The sequence below is a fragment of the Cupriavidus sp. C2SS-8b genome (assembly GCF_057073745.1).
In genome coordinates this window covers 763,263-779,649 of record NZ_CP172717.1, presented here as the reverse complement: position 1 = coordinate 779,649, position 16,387 = coordinate 763,263, and the positions used below count along the sequence as shown (strand labels likewise).

The following is a 16,387-nucleotide window of genomic DNA, read 5'->3' as shown; positions in this document are numbered from 1 at the left end:
CAGTCCAACACCGTTTTAGTATCAGGCTATATCCAGGAGGTATTGTATGGAGCTACGGCATCTCCGCTACTTCGTCGCCGTCGCGGAAGAGCGCAACTTCACGCGCGCCGCAAAACGGCTCCATATCGCCCAGCCACCGCTCAGCCGGCAGATACAGCAGCTCGAAGAGGCACTCGGCGTGCAGCTGTTCGAGCGGAACTCCCGTCCGCTCAAGCTCACCGAGACCGGCAAGTTCTTTTATTCGCACGCGGTCCACCTGCTCGCGCAGACCAGCGAACTGGAATCGATGACGCGGCGCGTGGGCAACATCGAGCGCAGCCTGTCTGTCGGCTTCGTCGGTTCGACGCTCTACGGCATGCTGCCAAAGATCATCCGTCGCTTCCGCGACGAAAACAAAGCGGTCGAGCTCAGCCTGCACGAAATGTCGACCATGGACCAGATCCGCGCATTGAAGGACGGACGCATCGATGTCGGGTTCGGCCGCATCCGGCACGAGGACGCGAATATCCGCCGGGTCATCCTGCGCGAGGAAAAGATGATCGTGGCCCTCCCCGTTGGTCATCCGCTCTCGCTGTCCAAGCCGCAGCTCTCGCTGCGGGACCTGATCTACGAAACACTGATCGTGTTCCCGAAGGCGCCGCGGCCCAGCTTTGCGGACCAGGTCCTGTCGGCGTTCCAGGAGCGCGCGCTGACGCCCCGGCGCGTTTATGACGTGCGTGAGTTGCAGATTGCTTTGGGGCTGGTCGCGGCAGGAGAAGGGATCTCCGTCGTGCCGAGCAGTGTCTATGGGCTCAAGCGCGACGACGTGAGCTACATGGAACTCGATGACCCGACCCTCACCTCGCCGATCATCATGAGCATGCGCGCGATGGACGAGTCGCGCGATATCAGGGAAATGCTCGACCTGATCTATCGGCTCTACGAAGAAGAGCAGATTCCGTATGTGGCTCGAACGGACTTGGGCTAAGGTATGAGTCATTTATGCGCTATATAGCACTTTAAGTAAAATGGTATGCCCCTTATACTGGGCATTCTTCTCGAAATGCCCCTCATATTAGATATTTTTCGCTGACGCCACTGGCTGGAATGCTGTTCAGCGAGTAGCCGTCGTTTGTGCTACTCTCTTTGTGCATTCTGATCAAAAAGCACAAGGAGAGCGGCATGAGCCTCCAGACTGAACTCACTGCGGCTCGCAAGGCCTCTGGCCTCACGCAGCAACAACTTGCCGACAAGGCGGGATTGAACCGAAACACCGTGCTAAGGACCGAGACGGCGGAGTTCGACCCGCGCATTTCGACGGTAGTCGAGATGGCGCGAGCGCTGGGAATGGACGTCATGCTGGTGCCAACCATCTTGCGTCAGGATCTCGAAAATTTCGTGCGCTCGGGCGGGCGGTTCCTCGGGCAGCCTGCCGGTAGCGATGCCCCGCCCTCGATCATCGACACGATCACTTCGAGATGACGACTTCGATCCGTTACCTCCGGATGCTTATCCACACGCCGCAAGGCCGCCGCGGCATTGGGTATCTGTCCCAATACGGCGACATCCTGCGGGTATCGTTCGACAAGGACTATATCGACGACGCGAGTCGGCCGACCTTGTCCCTGATCTATCAGGGCGCGAACGAGGCGGCAACCCGAGCCATTCTCACTGCAACGCGAGATGCGCGCGTGGTTCGCACGGACGGTCACTGGCCGGTCTATTTCGAGAATCTCCTGCCCGAAGGTGCCAATCGCACGCGCTTGGCGAATGAACGCGGCTGCAGCCCGGACAACGAGTTCGAATTGCTGGCGGCAGCCGGACATGACCTGCCCGGCGCAATCGAGGTCGAGCCTGTGCCGCCGTCGGAAGGCATCCCCGACGTCGTGCGCAACTGGCACACAGCCCAAGGGTTGGACGTCCTCGAACCGGGCTTTGTCGAGGATCCCGTCGAGGATGCGGCAGCGCTGCCCGGCGTCGTGACAAAGTTCTCCGCTGTCCAGCATGGCCGCCGCTACGTCGTCAAGCGCCGCGGCGAGGCGGGCGACTTTATCCTCAAGCTTCCGTCCACGCGGCACCCGGACCTGGTCGAGAACGAATTTACCGGTTACCGCCTCTGCCAGGCGTTGGGGATCAGCTGCGCGGAAGCGACGATCATTACCCGCGAGGAAGCGGAGCTGCCGGAACACATTCCGTTCGATCGCATCCTCGCGGTCAAGCGATTCGACCGCGCCCCTGGCGGGCATCGCATTCACATGGAGGAATTTGCACAGATACTTGGCTATCCGACCAGCAAGAAATATGGCCGTGAGCTGAATGCCGATTACGGCAACATGGTGCGCGTCCTGGATGCCGTGTCGGGTCGCCCAGCCCAGGATGTCCAGGAGTTCTGCAAACGGTTCGTGGCATTTATCCTGATGGGAAACACCGATGCCCATCTGAAAAATTGGGCGGTGGTTTATCCGGACGGTCGAATCCCCGTGCTCGCACCGCTCTATGACCCCGTCTGCGTGACAGCATTCTTCGACGATGTTCCGGTCACAGACTACGGGATCAATCGAGCGATCGATAAAACGTTGCGGGAGTTCTCACTCGATAGCCTTGAGAACCTGTTCCGTTCCGCAGGGCTAGCCCGCGCCTCCCGCCTGACGAAAATCGCCAAGGACACCGTTCGCGATGCCAAGTCACTGTGGCCGAAGATTCTCGCTGAAGCCCCTGCCGCGGTCGGCAGGTCGGTGCTGGAGCGTATCGCGGGCGGGGTTGCGCTCGCAAGAACGTGAGGTGCGGGGGTGACAGGTCGAACTGGACGTGTCGCGATCGCAATCGACCCACCCACGCCTGAGCCCCGTCTGCGCCTAAACTGAAAAATCCCGGGCCGCCCGCCCACGTACCGGAGCGCCTTATGCCAGACGTCGCCATCACGGCCGCCGACCATGCAGTCGGCCCCGACACCGCCAGGGTTACTGTCGTCGAGTACGGAGATTTCGAGTGCGAGTATTGCCGCATGGCCTATGGCGCCATGAAGATCCTGATGGAGCACTACGGTCCGCAGGTGCGCTTCGTCTATCGCCACTATCCGATGTCGCACTGGCATCCGTCGGCCGAAGCCGCCGCCGAATGCGCGGAAGCGGCAGGCGCGCAGCAGAAGTTCTGGCCGATGTACCGCCTGCTGCATGAAAAGCCGGACGGCCTAAAACCCGACGCGTTGCGCCACTACGCCGGCATGCTTGGCATGGACCTGGACCGATATGACGAGGACATGTCCGCGCACGCGCACCTGCCGCACATCCGCGACGACATGCACGGCGCTGCGCAGTGGCTGGTGCGCGGCACGCCGTCATTCTTCGTCAATGGCATGGTGCAGGACGTGACGTTCGGCATGGAGCGGCTGCAGCGTGCTATTGATGCGGCACTGGCCGCATGACCGTGCCGGGCGTCCGCGGCAGCCGCTGAATCTCAAGCGATGAGACTCAGCTCGCCCGCTGCGGCGCTTTCCCGCAAGCGGAACTTCTGGATCTTGCCGGATCCGGTCAGCGGGAATGCCTCGCACAGGAACCATGCCTCCGGCGCTTTTTGCGGCGCCAGGGCCGCGCGGCAATGGTCACGCAGTTCGGCAGCTGCGGGCGGCACTGCATCCGCGTGCAGGCGGATTGCGGCAGCCACAATCTCCCCCCAGGTCGGGTCGGACAGGCCAAAGACCGCCACATCCGATACGGTGGGATGCTCCAGCAGCCGCGCCTCGACTTCAGCGGGATAGATGTTCTCGCCACCGCGGATGATCATGTCTTTCAGGCGCCCCGTGATACGCACATAGCCCCTCTGGTCCATGGTTCCGAGGTCGCCCGTGCGCAACCAGCCATCGGCGGTAATGGTTTGAGCGGTCGCATCCGGCATGCCGAAGTAGCCGATCATGGCTTGATAGCCCCTCGCCTGGACTTCGCCTTCGACCCCGGTCGGCAGTATCTCTTCGCCCGCCGGATCGGCAATGCAGACTTCGACGTGCCACAAGGGCCGGCCCGCCGTGTTGGCCTTGTCTTCCAGCGAGTCCTCCGGCCCCGTCTGGCAGACGATCGGGCTCAGCTCGGTCTGGCCGTAGACCGTCAGCAGGTCGCATCCGAACCCGGCCTCGATGCGGCGCAGCAGTTCGGGCGGCACCGGTGCGCCGCCGGACATCGCTATGCGCAGGCTGGAAACGTCATAAGGATGATCCTTCAGATATTCCAGCAGCGCGATGTGCATCGTCGGCACGCCGGCCAGCATCTGCGCGCGTTCGCTTTGCACAGCCTGCAGGATGGTCGGCGGATCGAACATCAATGGCAGGACAAGGGTCGACATGGTCGTCAGGCAGCCAAGCACCGTGGTCCCCGATCCTGCCGTGTGAAAAAGCGGCATGGGACTGACCCTGACGCTCCGGTATAGCCCGGTGCGGGCCGCAACGAAGCTGGCATTTGTCAGCAGCCCCATGTGGTGCAGCAGGGCACCCTTCGGCCTGCCGGTAGTGCCGGAGGTGAACTGGATCTGCGCGGGAGCGTCCGGCGAGACGATGGGCAAGGTGCCGTTGGGGGCGTGCCTCGCCACCACGCTTTGCCAGTCTGCCAGGCAAAACCTAAAGCGCACCTCCTGCGCAACGCTGCGGGCGATCGCAGCCATATCGGTACCGCGAAACGCCGGCGCATGAATCAGGCCCGCCGAGCGCGACTGCCGCAGAACATAGCGCAACTCGTCCTCGCGCAGCGCGGGATTCGCCGTCACCAGCACCAGCCCGGCCAGCGCGGCACCGTATTGGAGGATGACCCATTCGGGCACATTCGGCGCCCACAGGCAGACATGCTCGCCCGGCTCGAAATGCGACAGCAGCCAGTGCGCGCAGTGCTGTGCATCGTCAAGCAGCTGCCCGTATGTCCATCGCCGATCCGTACTGGCGGCGCCGGTCAGGGAAGCCATCCCTTCCGGAACCACCTCGACCAGCGCCGTGCGGTCCGGCTCCGCTTCGGCGGCGCGGCGCAGGGCCTCGCCAATCGATATCGCCAGTACGTCGCGGGTCTTGTCGGCAGGCCAGTACGATTGCGTCAGCGATGCGTCCTTTCGGGTCATGCGTTGGCTCCAGTCAGTATGCTGCGGTTGCGGATCAAACTTCGGCTTGGAAATCCTGCTCGAGCAAAAGCCTTGCGGCCCATATCCATTGGCCAATCAACTGCTGCCGTCGCGCAGGACTGCGGCGAAGCACGCCGGAGATGGCAAGGCCGCGCAGGAATTCGAGCGTCATGGCCACCACGGGTGCATATCCGGGCTTGTCACGTACCTGGGCAAAGACTTCGGACACGACACGCTCGCCGTCCTTGCGCGCACGGCGTTCGGCCACGCCAAGCGCCGCACGCAGTTCCGTATCCGTGCGCGCGACCGCCCATAGTTCAAGCTCGGCCATGTAAGACGGCTGCGAGACGATCGCCGCCAGCGTCAGCACTGCACGCGCAACGGGATCGACCTGCTGCCCGAGGCGCGCGCGCGTCTCCCGCACCGCGGCCTCGTTGCGCCGGACGAGTTCTTCGACGGTCTCGCACAACATCTGCGCATGATTGGGAAAGTGATGGAGCAGCGCGCCGCGGCTCACGCCGGCGCGTCGCTGGACCTCCAGCGTCGTGGTGCGCGCCACGCCGCTCTCGATCAGCGAGGCAACCGCCGCGTCAAGCAGCCGGGCCCGTGTTGCCTGGCGGGACATTTCGCGCAGATTCGGCTTGCTATCAACGGTGGCCATCATTGCGTTCCTTGGAGCGTTCTTTGCGTCATTCATGGGGCGAAGTCTATTGACAGTTAGTGTTGACTGTCAATCCTGATTTCCATACAGTCACGGTTGACTGTGTGAGGGATTGCCCTCGCATTTCCCACCGATCAATCCTTACTGAAGGAGCATGAGATGCCGGATTTCTCCACCTTGAAGATCGAGCAGGATGCGGATTCGCCCCGCATCGCACGACTGTTGCTGAACCGCCCGGAGCGGCTCAATGCCATCAATGGCGACACCCCGCGAGAGATCCGCGCCGCAGTCGAGTGGGCGCAAGCCAATGACGAGGTGCATGTCATTGTGGTGGAAGGCGCAGGGAAAGGATTCTGTGGCGGCTACGACCTCGCCGGCTCGGCGGAACAGCACATCGAACACCCGTGCCAGCAGGAGGCATACCCCTGGGACCCGATGGCCGACTATGCGCACATGAAGCGCAATACCGAGGACTTCATGAGCCTGTGGCGCTGCAGCAAGCCCACCATTGCGAAAGTGCATGGCCATGCCGTGGCCGGGGGCAGCGACATCGCCCTGTGCTGCGACCTGCTGGTGATGGCCGACGACGCGCGCATCGGCTATATGCCAACCCGGGTCTGGGGATGCCCGACCACCGCCATGTGGACCTACCGGCTTGGGCCGGCCCGTGCAAAGCAAATGATGTTCACCGGCGACACGATCGACGGGCACACTGCGCTCGCCTGGGGCCTGGCCAATGAGGCCGTTCCGCGTGACGCGCTGGAAGCCGCGACGATGCGGCTCGTCTACCGTATCGCCGGCGTGCCGCGCGGCCACCTAGCCATGCACAAGATGGTGGTCAACCAGGTCATGCTGACCATGGGACTTGAGCAGTCCCAGATGATGGCGACCGTGTTCGACGGCATCACGCGGCACAACCCCGAAGGGCTCTGGTTCCGCCGCTACGCGCAGGCCGAGGGCTTCAAGGCCGCAGTGCAGTGGCGCGACAGCGGCCAGCCGATTCCCGAAGGGGATGAAGCGCGGGCGCTGATCCGGGAGCTTGAAGCCAGAGGCGCCAGATGAGAGAGGGGTCGGCTCCCGCCGCCCCGGGGGCGTTGGCCCGCTCAGCCCTCCAGCTTTGCCGCCGCATCGCGCAACGCCGTACGCAGGCCCTCTTCCACCACCGGGTGATAGAACGGCATGCCCAGCATCTGCGCGATGGTCAGGCCCTGCTGATATGACCACGCCAGCAGGTGCGCAATGTTCTCCGCTCGCGGGCCAGTCCATTCGGCGCCCAGGAAACAGCCGCTCGCCTTGTCGGCATACACGTGCATCAGGCCGCGGTTCTTCAGCATGACGCGGCTGCGGCCCTGGTCCTCGAAGCTGACCTCGCCGGTGACGAAGCTGCCTTCGGCCAGGTCGGCAAAGCGCTGGCCGACCATGGCGATCTGCGGGTCCGAGAACACCACCGCAATCGGCGCGCGGCGCGCGAGCGGCTTCACCTGAGGGTACGCGGCAGCGTTCTCGCCAGCGGCCTTGCCTTCATCGGCGGCTTCGTGCAGCAGCGGCACGATATTGTTGGCATCGCCGGCAATGAACACCGGCGATACGCCGCACTGCAGCGTGGCCGGATCGAACACCGGCACGCCGCGCGCATCGAGTTCCAGGCCCGCGTTTTCCAGCCCCAGGCCGCGCACATTGGGCTCGCGGCCGGTCGCGCACAGCACGTAGTCGAACGTCTCCGTGACGGACTTGCCCTCGCGGTCGGTGTAGGTGATGCGAGCCAGGTCGCCTTCACGGGCCATGTCCGTGACATCGGCCTCGGTATCGAGGTAGAACTCATTGCGGAAGGTCTCGTTCGCATGGCTGCGGATGACAGGGTCGGTCAGCGGGCCGAGCGAGCCGCGCACGCCGAATACCCGGACCCGCACGCCAAGGCGCGACAGTGCCTGGCCAAGCTCCAGGCCGATCACGCCGGGGCCGAACACGACGACGCTGCGCGGCAAGTCTTCCCACGCAAAGACATCGTCGTTGACGATCAGGCGGTCGCCGAACACCTTGAACGGCGCCGGCACGACCGGACGCGAACCGGTGGCGATCACCACGCGGCTGGCGCGCACGGTGATGTCACCATCGGCGGCGGCCACCTCCAGCGTGGTGTTGTCGATAAAGCGGGCATAGCCACGCACGCGGTCCGCCGCGGGAATGGTTTCCACGCCGCGCTCCACGAAACCGACAAAGCGGTCGCGTTCGCTGCGGACGCGGGCCATGACTTCGCGGCCATCGATGCGAATATTGCCGTCCACATGCACGCCGAACGGGGCCGTGTGGCGCAGTTCGTGCGCGGCGTCGGCGGCGGCGATCAGCAGCTTGGACGGCATGCAACCCACGCGGGCGCAGGTGGTGCCATAGGGGCCGCCTTCGATGATCACGGCGCGCTTGCCTGCCGCAATGGCGGCGCGATAGGCGGCGAGGCCGGCGGTGCCTGCTCCGATGACGGCGACGTCGGTCTGGATGGTCTTCATGGCGTGCGGTTCCTTCCCTTCAGGGTTGTGCTTGAAATCGATCAGTCATCAATCGGCGGGCTGGATGGCGCCACGCAGGCAGCGCGGTGCCATCGGGTCCGGCGACTGCCGGACCGCGAAGTGCGGTCGTGATACCGGAGTTACCTGGCCAGGTACTGTTCAAGCGCGGCGGCGCCGCCGACCAGCTTGCCGTTGATGAACACCTGCGGCGCGGTCATTTCACCTGACACGGCGCCCAGCACCTTGCCGCGCACCTTATTGTCCAGCGGCACTTCGATGTACTCGTAGCCGGCATCCGAAAGTTGCTGCTTGGCCTTGGCGCAGAACGAGCAGCCCACTTTGGAGAACACAACGACCTGGTCCGGGCGCTTCGCATCGGGGGCGATGTGGTTCAGCATGGTGTCCGCGTCAGACACCTTGAACGGGTCGCCCGGCTCATCCGGCTCGATGAACATCTTTTCGACCACGCCGTCGCGGACCAGCATCGAATAGCGCCAACTGCGCTTGCCGAAGCCCAGGTCGGCCTTGTCCACCAGCATGCCCATGCCTTCGGTGAACTCGCCATTGCCATCGGGGATCATGGTGATGTTCGCGGACTCCTGGTCCTTGGCCCACTCGTTCATCACGAAGGTATCGTTGACCGAGACGCACAGGATCTCGTCCACGCCCTGCTTCGCAAACGCGGGCGCCAGTTCGTTGTAGCGCGGCAGGTGGGTCGACGAGCAGGTCGGCGTGAAGGCGCCGGGCAGCGAGAACAGCACGACGGTCTTGCCGTTGAACAACTCACCGGTGGTGACCGTCTTCCATTCGTTGTCCTGGCGGATACGGAAAGCGACATTGGGAACGCGTTGGCCTTCACGGGATTGCAGCATCGTAATGACTCCTTGGTTTCTGTGGTTTGCTGCGTGCTGCAGCGATGAACCACATTCTGTCGATCGCGATGTGATTTGTATGATTCATCGTTTAAACCGATGCAATTAGTAATAGCTATCACAACGTGATCAGGCTCCCATTACCGACAGCAAAAAGCGTCCATAAAGTCACGCACATTTTTCTACCGAACACAAAAGTGCCCTATCATGCGGCCATCTCCCGATATCCATCGGAATCACCGGTAGTCCTGATGCTCCGCCCATCCCCCCTGAATGCCGGCCGCCGCCATGGCCGGCTGATCTCCCTGCTTGCGTTATCGCTGGCGCTGGCGTGCCCGGCCGGGGCCGAGACGCTGCGCAAGCCCGCCCTCGACACCCTGATCGCCACCTATAAATCGGGCCCGCCGGCCAGCCTGGAAGCTTTCCTGGCGAGCGCGGCCAAGGCAGAATCGGCCGCGGCGCCGGCCGTGGCCGCCTGGCAGGCCGGGACCCCGCTCAGTGGCGACAACCTTGTCAATATGGGGCGCTTGCTTGGTGTCTATAACCGGCTGCGCAACGAGGCGGCGGTGATCGACGCCCTGGGCAAGATGGTCGCGCTGCGCACGGTGCGCGACGACAAGGTTCCGCCGCACGAGAGTCCCGCCATCATTGAGTTCGGCAAGCTGGTCGAGGGCATGGCGAAGTCCTTCGGCCTGGTCTATCGCAATATCGACAACCGCGTGTTCGAAGTCACGCTGCCTGGCGCGGGCCTGGACACCTTCGGCATCCTGACCCATGCGGACGTCGTGCCGGCGGTCGCCGACGAATGGGTGCTCGACAACGGCACCCGGCTGGATCCGTTCACCGTCACGCGCGTGGACGGCTACCTGTACGGCCGCGGCACCATCGACGACAAGGGATCGATTGCCGCGGCGCTCTACGCCATGAAGACCGTCAAGGAAAGCGGCCTGCCGCTGGAGCGCAGCGTGCGCCTGATGATCGAGACCACCGAGGAAACCGGTGGCGACGGCATGAAGTACTACCGCGAACGCAACGCGCTGCCCGACTACAACATCGTGCTCGACAGCAAGTACCCGGCCGTGGTGGCAGAGAAGGGTTCCGGCGCGCTGCGCGTCATGTTCCCGGCGCTGCGCACCGACGGCAAGCAGCCGGCCATCGTGTCCATGCGCGGCGCCGCATCGGCCAACAGCGTGCCCGAGACGGCCGTCGCGCGCATCGCCGGCGGCAATCCGGCGACCGTGATGGCGGCGCTCGACGGCGCCCGCGCCGCCTTCCTGCGCAAGACCACGCCGCAGGGCGGCAAGTTCAGCATCGACCTGAAGCGCGATGGCGATGATGTCGAGGTCAAGGTCACGGGCGTGTCGGCCCACGGCTCGCGCCCCGAGGAAGGCGTCAACCCGCTGCCGCGCCTGGCCATGTTCCTGCAGGCTGGAGGCCTGCAGCTCGCCGACAACCAGTACCTGCGGGCCGCGCGCTACATCGCCGACCTGTATGGCCTGGGCTACCTGGGCGAGAAGATGGGGCTGGCCTATCGCGATCCGTTCATGGGCCCGCTGACCATGTCCCCGACCCAGGTGCGCGAGCAAGCCGACTCCGTCGAGGTCGTCACCAATGTGCGCATGCCGCGCGGCAGCACGCCCGAGGCGCTGAGCGGCAAGGCCGTGCAGCGCATCTACAAGTGGGCGGCGTCCACGGGTTCGACGGTCGAGATCAAGTATGACCAGGGCAACTGGATGGCCCGCGACCCCAAGGGTGCCTGGCTTGCCACGCTGCTCAACATCTTCGGCGACACTACCGGGCTCGAAGCCAAACCCGTGGCCACCGCCGGCAGCACCACCGCCAAGCTGCTGCCCAATGCCATCAACTTCGGGCCAGCGATGCCGGGTAAGAAATACACCGCCCACAACGCCAGGGAGTACAAGGAAGTCGCCGATCTCGACCTGGACCTGCAAATGTTCACCGAGATGATGGTGCGGATCGGTAACCTGGCGAAGATGCAGTAAGGCGGCAGGGAAACGCCGAGGCCGTCCGGGTAAAGGCGACCCGAGGCTGCCATCTTCGCGCTTGCCGCGTGGCCGATCCGAAGCCGCATCAAGCGGCTCCGCAACGCATCAACGCTGCCACGGCGCCGCGGGCAATACATCCTTGCCGTACTTGCGCATGGCCTCGCCGTGCTTGACCGGATCAACTTCGGCCAGCGCCGCAAGCACGATGTGCTGGCGGTCCACTTCGAAGAAGCGGCGCAGCCCCGGGCGGGTGTCGCTGCGGCCGAAGCCGTCGGTGCCGAGCGCGATGTACGGCGCCTGCACATAAGGCGCGATCAGCTGCGCGTAGGCGCGCACGTAGTCGCTGGCCGCGACCACCGGCGCATCGCCAGCCAGGCAACGCTCGACGTGGCTGGTCTCGGGGTCTTCCGGCGCGAACAGGCGCGTGCGCTGGGCCGCCTGCGCCTCGCGTGCCAGTTCCGAGAAACTGGTCACGCTCCAGATCTCGGCGCTCACGCCCCATTCGTCGGCGAGCATGCCGGCAGCGGCGATCACCTCGCGCAGGATCGCGCCGGAACCGAGCAAGCGCACCGCGGGCGCGCCGGTGCCGCTGGCGCCGTGGCGGCGCATGCCGCGGATCACGTCGGCGTGCTGCGCAGGGTCGATCGGCGCCTGTGCATAGTTCTCGTTGGTGACGGTCAGGTAGTAGAACTCGTCGTGCTGCTGCTCCAGCATGCGGCGGCTGCCATGGTCGATGATGACCGCGGCCTCGCCGGAGAAGGCGGGGTCGTAGGCGCGGCAGTTGGGGATGGTCGAAGCAATCAGGTGGCTGGTGCCGTCCTGGTGCTGCAGGCCTTCGCCCGACAGCGTCGTGCGGCCCGCGGTGGCGCCGATTAGGAAGCCGCGCGCACGCTGGTCGGCCGCAGCCCAGATCAGGTCGCCGATGCGCTGGAAGCCGAACATCGAGTAGTAGATGTAGAACGGCAGCATGGCCACGCCGTTCACGCTGTACGAGGTGGCAGCCGCCGTCCATGACGAGACCGCGCCGGCCTCGGTGATGCCCTCCTCCAGCAACTGGCCGTCCTTCGACTCCTTGTAATAGAGCATCGAGGCCGCGTCCTCGGGCTCATAGAGCTGGCCCAGCGGCGAGTAGATGCCCACCTGGCGGAACAGGTTGGCCATGCCGAAGGTGCGCGCCTCGTCGGCCACGATCGGCACGATGCGCGGGCCGAGCGCCTTGTCCTTGAGCAGGTTGGTGAACAGGCGTACCACGGCGGTGGTGGTCGACACCTCGCGGCCATCCGGCTGCAGCGCGAACTGTGCATAGCTTTCGAGCGGCGGCACCGGCACGGCGGGCGCCGTGGTGCTGCGCCGGGGCATGTAGCCGCCCAGTTCGGCACGGCGGGCATGCAGGTAGCGCTGCTCCGGGCTGTCGTCCGCGGGCTTCAGGAAGCGCATGGCCTCTACGGCTTCGTCATCGAGCGGGAGCTGGAAGCGGTCGCGGAACGCGCGCAGCGCTTCCACGTCGAGCTTCTTCTGCTGGTGCGAGGTGTTGCGCGACTCGCCCGCCTGGCCCATGCCGTAGCCCTTCTTGGTTTTGGCCAGGATGACGGTGGGTCGCCCCGGGTGCTGCCGTGCGGCGTCGAAGGCGGCATACAGCTTGCGGAAGTCGTGCCCGCCGCGGCGCAGACTGTCGATCTCCGCGGGCGACATATGCGCCGCCAGCGCCTGCAGGTCCGGATCCAGGTCGAAGAAGTGGGCACGGTTGTAGGCGCCATCGTTGGCGCCCAGGGTCTGGTACTGCCCGTCTACCATGCTGGCGAAGCGGCGCAGCAGCACGTGGTTGCGGTCGCGCGCGAACAGCGCGTCCCAGTCCGAGCCCCAGACCACCTTGATCACATTCCAGCCGGCGCCCGCGAACAGCGATTCGAGTTCCTGGATGATCTGGCCGTTGCCCCGCACCGGGCCATCGAGCCGCTGCAGGTTGCAGTTGATGACGAACGTGAGATTGTCGAGCTTCTCGCGCGCGGCCAGCGACAGCGCGGCGATCGACTCGGGCTCGTCCATCTCGCCGTCGCCGAATACGCCCCACACGCGCCGCCCGGCCGTCTCGGCGATGCCGCGATGCTCCAGGTAACGCAGGAAGCGGGCCTGGTAGATGGCGCTGATCGGCCCGATCCCCATCGAACCGGTGGGGAATTGCCAGAAATCCGGCATCAGCCACGGATGCGGATACGAACACAGGCCGCCGCCGTCCACCTCTTGCCGGTAGCGGCTCAGCTGCGCTTCGTCCAGCCGTCCTTCGAGATACGCGCGGGCATAGACACCGGGCGCCGAATGCGGCTGGAAATAGACCAGGTCGCCCTTGCCCGCTTCGCCATCGGCACGAAAGAAGTGGTTGAAGCCGATCTCGAAGATCTCGGCAGCCGACGCATAGCTGGCGATGTGGCCGCCCAGCTCGCCATAGGCCTTGTTGGCGCGCACCACCATGGCCAGGGCATTCCAGCGCACGATCGCGGTGATGCGTTCTTCCATGGCGACGTCGCCGGGATACTGCGGCTGCTGGTCGAGCGGGATGGTGTTGACGTAGGGCGTGCTGCCGTGCGCCTTGATCGGCAGGCCCAATGCGGGCGCCTTGTCCAGCAGCCGTGCCAGCAGGTAGCGGCCACGCTCGTGCCCGCATTGCGCGACCACGCCCTCGAGCGCGTCAAGCCATTCGCGCGTTTCCTGCGGGTCGGCGTCCCCTTGCCCTTCGATCTGGGCATGCAACCCGGCCTGGGCCAGAGCATTGTTCGTCATCGCGGTGTCTCCATTAGTGACACCCATTCTAGGGACGGTGCCACGGCATGGGATGCCGAGATGCCCGGCGCCCGCGGCCGCTCGAAGCACAAATCACGGCGAACGGCAGGCATGACAGAAGGCTATGCCGCCAATCGCATCCGACCCGTTATTTCAGCTCGATGCCGACCTTGAGCCTGTTCACGGCCGGAAGGTATCGGCAGGCATTCGATTCACGAATTCGCTGGCACGCCTGAGGTGATCGCGCATCAACTGGGCGGACTTGTCGGCATCGCCACTTACGATCGCCTGGGCAATCTGGCGGTGCTCATTGACGGATTCCTGCAGCGGCTCGCCGCTGGAGCTGGACGTCGCCATAGAAGGTGGCGAAGCCGGCGTCGTAGTTGGCCGCCAGCGTGGTGGTCCTGCTGGTGGCGGTGGCAGCGGGGTTGTTGGTGTTGTAGAGGGACAGTCCGACACTGAGCCGGGAAGCCTGGTACATCAGGTTTCGACGCCGGGTGCCGGCCGCGTGCTGGTGGTCGACGTGGGTGGCTCACTTCGCATCGGCGTGTTTGGCGACCGGCTGGCAGGCCTGGCGGCAAAGAACGGCTGGGCCGGGCTGGTCATCCATGGCGTTATTCGCGACAGCAAGACCGTCAATGGCATCGACATCGGGGTCAAGGCACTGGGCACGACGGCATTGCGCAATGCCGCCGAGCAACCGGGGCGCCGAAGACGATATCGCCCTGGCCTTCGGCGGCGTGACGTTCTGGCCTGGTGAATGGGTCTATTGCGACGCGGATGCCGTGCTCATCAGCCCGGAGGCGATCAGCGCGACGGCGGCGGATCAGCAGTACTGAACTGCGCTCACTGGAAGGAGATTCTGCATTCCGTCCCATCGGAAAAGGCTCTTCGGGGAATTGCGGGGGCGGCTTTCTTGCCAGGCGCCGCTGTTTCGCCGGCGTAGCCGGCGACCTACTTTCTTGTCCGAGCGACAAGAAAGTAGGCAAAGAAACGCGTTGACTTGTCCTAGCGGACGAATATTGATCGTAGCGTGCGAAGAATTTCGTACGGGTATGAACTTCAGAGACTGCGCGGCTGCCTGCCGCGTGGAGCGCGCCCGCCTGCAGGCTCTCCAACAATGATTGAACCAGCCCCGAACCTGTCCGTGGCCCGACACTGCCACCGCCATCGCATCATCGCCTTCGGCTGCTGCGCGGCTCAGTAGTCGGCAGACGGGACGACATCAACGGCGCAGATGCTGGTGCTTCCGTTTCGCCTCTTCTCTTCCCTTCCCTCGGTGTTCACTGAGTGCGCGCAGCGCAGCCGTAGGCGTCCGACCGATGGTGGGATGATCATCGCCCCAACCAGCTGGCAGATTCAGTGCCGCCGCGGCGGCGGCACGTCGGTGCAGGTCCCTTCGTAGATTTCCGCGGCCATGCCGATCGACTCGCCGAGGGTCGGGTGCGGGTGGATCGTCTTGCCGATATCCACCGCGTCCGCGCCCATCTCGATCGCCAGGCAGACTTCGCTGATCAGGTCGCCGGCATGCGTGCCGACGATGCCGCCACCGATGATGCGATGGGTTTCCTCATCGAAAATCAGCTTGGTGAAGCCCTCGTCGCGGCCATTCGCAATGGCACGGCCCGAAGCAGCCCACGGGAACACGCCCTTGCTGTACTTGATGCCCTGCTCCTTGCACTGGTCCTCGGTCAGGCCGGCCCAGGCCACTTCCGGATCGGTGAAGGCCACCGACGGAATCTGCTTGGCGTCGAAGTAGGCCTTCTCGCCGTGCGCGGCTTCCGCGGCCACGTGGGCCTCGTGCACCGCCTTGTGCGCCAGCATCGGCTGGCCGACCACGTCGCCAATCGCGAAGATGTTCGGCACATTGGTGCGCATCTGCGCATCGACATTGATGAAGCCGCGATCGGTCACGGCCACGCCGGCCTTCTCGGCGCCGATGCGCTTGCCGTTGGGCGAACGGCCCACCGACACCAGCACCAGGTCGTAGCGCTGCGCCTCGGCCGGGGCCTGATCGCCTTCGAACTTCACGTAGATGCCGTCCGGCTTGGCTTCCACCGCGACGGTCTTCGTGTTCAGCATCACCTTGCCGAAACGGTCCTTGTTCTTCTTCTCCCAGACCTTGACCAGGTCGCGGTCGGCGCCGTTCATCAGGCCCGGCAGCATTTCCACGACGTCGATGTCCGCGCCCAGCGTGCTATACACCGTGGCCATTTCCAGGCCGATGATGCCGCCGCCGATGACCAGCATCTTGTTCGGCACCTCGGGCAGTTCCAGCGCGCCGGTCGAATCGACGATGCGCGGATCTTCCGGGATGAACGGCAGCTTCACCGCCTGGCTACCGGCGGCGATGATGGCCTTCTCGAAGCGGATCACGGTCTTCTTGCCCGTGGCCTGCTTGCCCTCGCCTTCGGTCGCATCGACTTCCAGGTGGTGCGGATCGAGGAACGTGCCGTTGCCGCGCACCACCTGCACCTTGCGTGCCTTGGCCAT

14 protein-coding genes and 1 pseudogene are annotated in these 16,387 nt (G+C 64.8%); 7 read left to right on the top strand and 8 right to left on the bottom strand.

Annotation, left to right across the window (positions count from 1 at the left end):
• Nucleotides 1-46 precede the first annotated feature (46 nt).
• From ACIGJB_RS20485 to ACIGJB_RS20470, 4 genes are all read left to right on the top strand, one after another.
• On the top strand, nucleotides 47-967 hold the full coding sequence (locus tag ACIGJB_RS20485; RefSeq protein ID WP_483734123.1) for a LysR family transcriptional regulator: 921 nt from the start codon (nucleotides 47-49) through the stop codon (nucleotides 965-967).
• A 194-nt stretch (nucleotides 968-1,161) separates the two neighbouring features.
• Nucleotides 1,162-1,461, top strand: a complete 300-nt coding sequence (locus tag ACIGJB_RS20480) for a helix-turn-helix domain-containing protein (protein ID WP_483734122.1) — start codon at nucleotides 1,162-1,164, stop codon at nucleotides 1,459-1,461.
• Nucleotides 1,458-2,759, top strand: coding sequence for a type II toxin-antitoxin system HipA family toxin (locus tag ACIGJB_RS20475; protein WP_483734121.1), 1,302 nt, complete (start codon nucleotides 1,458-1,460; stop codon nucleotides 2,757-2,759). The genes ACIGJB_RS20480 and ACIGJB_RS20475 overlap by 4 nt, the downstream gene beginning before the upstream one ends.
• Nucleotides 2,760-2,881: 122 nt before the next feature.
• Entirely contained in the window at nucleotides 2,882-3,403 is a 522-nt protein-coding gene (locus ACIGJB_RS20470; protein WP_483734120.1) for a DsbA family protein, read from the top strand.
• 32 nt (nucleotides 3,404-3,435) lie between these two features.
• Here ACIGJB_RS20470 and ACIGJB_RS20465 read toward each other — a convergent pair whose 3' ends face one another.
• Both ACIGJB_RS20465 and ACIGJB_RS20460 read right to left on the bottom strand, forming a co-directional pair.
• Nucleotides 3,436-5,073 (bottom strand): AMP-binding protein, encoded by a 1,638-nt coding sequence (locus tag ACIGJB_RS20465; RefSeq protein WP_483734119.1) that lies wholly within the window; start codon nucleotides 5,071-5,073, stop codon nucleotides 3,436-3,438.
• A gap of 34 nt (nucleotides 5,074-5,107) precedes the next feature.
• The gene (locus ACIGJB_RS20460) at nucleotides 5,108-5,737 is read right to left on the bottom strand and encodes a TetR/AcrR family transcriptional regulator (protein ID WP_483734118.1); all 630 of its coding nucleotides are present in this window, start codon (nucleotides 5,735-5,737) and stop codon (nucleotides 5,108-5,110) included.
• Nucleotides 5,738-5,893: 156 nt separating this feature from the next.
• On the opposite strand from ACIGJB_RS20460, the gene ACIGJB_RS20455 reads away from it, so the two are divergent.
• Nucleotides 5,894-6,796, top strand: a complete 903-nt coding sequence (locus ACIGJB_RS20455) for a crotonase/enoyl-CoA hydratase family protein (RefSeq protein WP_483734117.1) — start codon at nucleotides 5,894-5,896, stop codon at nucleotides 6,794-6,796.
• A gap of 41 nt (nucleotides 6,797-6,837) precedes the next feature.
• Here ACIGJB_RS20455 and ACIGJB_RS20450 read toward each other — a convergent pair whose 3' ends face one another.
• Nucleotides 6,838-8,238: a dihydrolipoyl dehydrogenase gene (locus ACIGJB_RS20450; RefSeq protein ID WP_483734116.1), complete on the bottom strand. Its 1,401-nt coding sequence runs from the start codon at nucleotides 8,236-8,238 to the stop codon at nucleotides 6,838-6,840.
• Nucleotides 8,239-8,378: 140 nt separating this feature from the next.
• Entirely contained in the window at nucleotides 8,379-9,110 is a 732-nt protein-coding gene (locus ACIGJB_RS20445; protein ID WP_483734115.1) for a glutathione peroxidase, read from the bottom strand.
• Between the two features lie 251 nt (nucleotides 9,111-9,361).
• Here ACIGJB_RS20445 and ACIGJB_RS20440 point away from each other — a divergent pair, with 251 nt between their 5' ends.
• Complete coding sequence (locus ACIGJB_RS20440; RefSeq protein WP_483734114.1) at nucleotides 9,362-11,113, top strand: dipeptidase; 1,752 nt, start codon at nucleotides 9,362-9,364, stop codon at nucleotides 11,111-11,113.
• Nucleotides 11,114-11,221: 108 nt separating this feature from the next.
• On the opposite strand, the gene mdeB is transcribed toward ACIGJB_RS20440, so the two are convergent.
• The 3 genes from mdeB to ACIGJB_RS20425 form a co-directional block, all read right to left on the bottom strand.
• Complete coding sequence (mdeB, locus tag ACIGJB_RS20435; RefSeq protein ID WP_483734113.1) at nucleotides 11,222-13,894, bottom strand: alpha-ketoglutarate dehydrogenase; 2,673 nt, start codon at nucleotides 13,892-13,894, stop codon at nucleotides 11,222-11,224.
• 180 nt (nucleotides 13,895-14,074) lie between these two features.
• Nucleotides 14,075-14,251, bottom strand: a complete 177-nt coding sequence (locus tag ACIGJB_RS20430; protein ID WP_483734112.1) for an FCD domain-containing protein — start codon at nucleotides 14,249-14,251, stop codon at nucleotides 14,075-14,077.
• A complete protein-coding gene (locus tag ACIGJB_RS20425; protein WP_483734111.1) occupies nucleotides 14,202-14,375 on the bottom strand; it encodes a hypothetical protein in 174 nt (57 codons plus the stop codon). Before ACIGJB_RS20425 ends, ACIGJB_RS20430 begins: the two co-directional genes overlap by 50 nt.
• 27 nt (nucleotides 14,376-14,402) lie before the next feature.
• Here ACIGJB_RS20425 and ACIGJB_RS20420 point away from each other — a divergent pair, with 27 nt between their 5' ends.
• On the top strand, nucleotides 14,403-14,654 hold the full coding sequence (locus ACIGJB_RS20420; protein WP_483734110.1) for an RraA family protein: 252 nt from the start codon (nucleotides 14,403-14,405) through the stop codon (nucleotides 14,652-14,654).
• A 599-nt stretch (nucleotides 14,655-15,253) separates the two neighbouring features.
• Here ACIGJB_RS20420 and ACIGJB_RS20415 read toward each other — a convergent pair.
• Nucleotides 15,254-16,387 (bottom strand): annotated as a pseudogene (locus tag ACIGJB_RS20415) (dihydrolipoyl dehydrogenase family protein); the annotation flags it as partial.

What these genes read in the sequence shown, in the direction of transcription:
- ACIGJB_RS20485 (WP_483734123.1), top strand. Translation starts at nt 47, where the DNA reads ATGGAGCTACGGCATCTCCGCTACTTCGTCGCCGTCGCGGAAGAGCGC.
- ACIGJB_RS20480 (WP_483734122.1), top strand. Translation starts at nt 1,162, where the DNA reads ATGAGCCTCCAGACTGAACTCACTGCGGCTCGCAAGGCCTCTGGCCTC.
- ACIGJB_RS20475 (WP_483734121.1), top strand. Translation starts at nt 1,458, where the DNA reads ATGACGACTTCGATCCGTTACCTCCGGATGCTTATCCACACGCCGCAA.
- ACIGJB_RS20470 (WP_483734120.1), top strand. Translation starts at nt 2,882, where the DNA reads ATGCCAGACGTCGCCATCACGGCCGCCGACCATGCAGTCGGCCCCGAC.
- ACIGJB_RS20465 (WP_483734119.1), bottom strand. Translation starts at nt 5,073, where the DNA reads ATGACCCGAAAGGACGCATCGCTGACGCAATCGTACTGGCCTGCCGAC.
- ACIGJB_RS20460 (WP_483734118.1), bottom strand. Translation starts at nt 5,737, where the DNA reads ATGATGGCCACCGTTGATAGCAAGCCGAATCTGCGCGAAATGTCCCGC.
- ACIGJB_RS20455 (WP_483734117.1), top strand. Translation starts at nt 5,894, where the DNA reads ATGCCGGATTTCTCCACCTTGAAGATCGAGCAGGATGCGGATTCGCCC.
- ACIGJB_RS20450 (WP_483734116.1), bottom strand. Translation starts at nt 8,238, where the DNA reads ATGAAGACCATCCAGACCGACGTCGCCGTCATCGGAGCAGGCACCGCC.
- ACIGJB_RS20445 (WP_483734115.1), bottom strand. Translation starts at nt 9,110, where the DNA reads ATGCTGCAATCCCGTGAAGGCCAACGCGTTCCCAATGTCGCTTTCCGT.
- ACIGJB_RS20440 (WP_483734114.1), top strand. Translation starts at nt 9,362, where the DNA reads ATGCTCCGCCCATCCCCCCTGAATGCCGGCCGCCGCCATGGCCGGCTG.
- mdeB (WP_483734113.1), bottom strand. Translation starts at nt 13,894, where the DNA reads ATGACGAACAATGCTCTGGCCCAGGCCGGGTTGCATGCCCAGATCGAA.
- ACIGJB_RS20430 (WP_483734112.1), bottom strand. Translation starts at nt 14,251, where the DNA reads ATGGCGACGTCCAGCTCCAGCGGCGAGCCGCTGCAGGAATCCGTCAAT.
- ACIGJB_RS20425 (WP_483734111.1), bottom strand. Translation starts at nt 14,375, where the DNA reads ATGTACCAGGCTTCCCGGCTCAGTGTCGGACTGTCCCTCTACAACACC.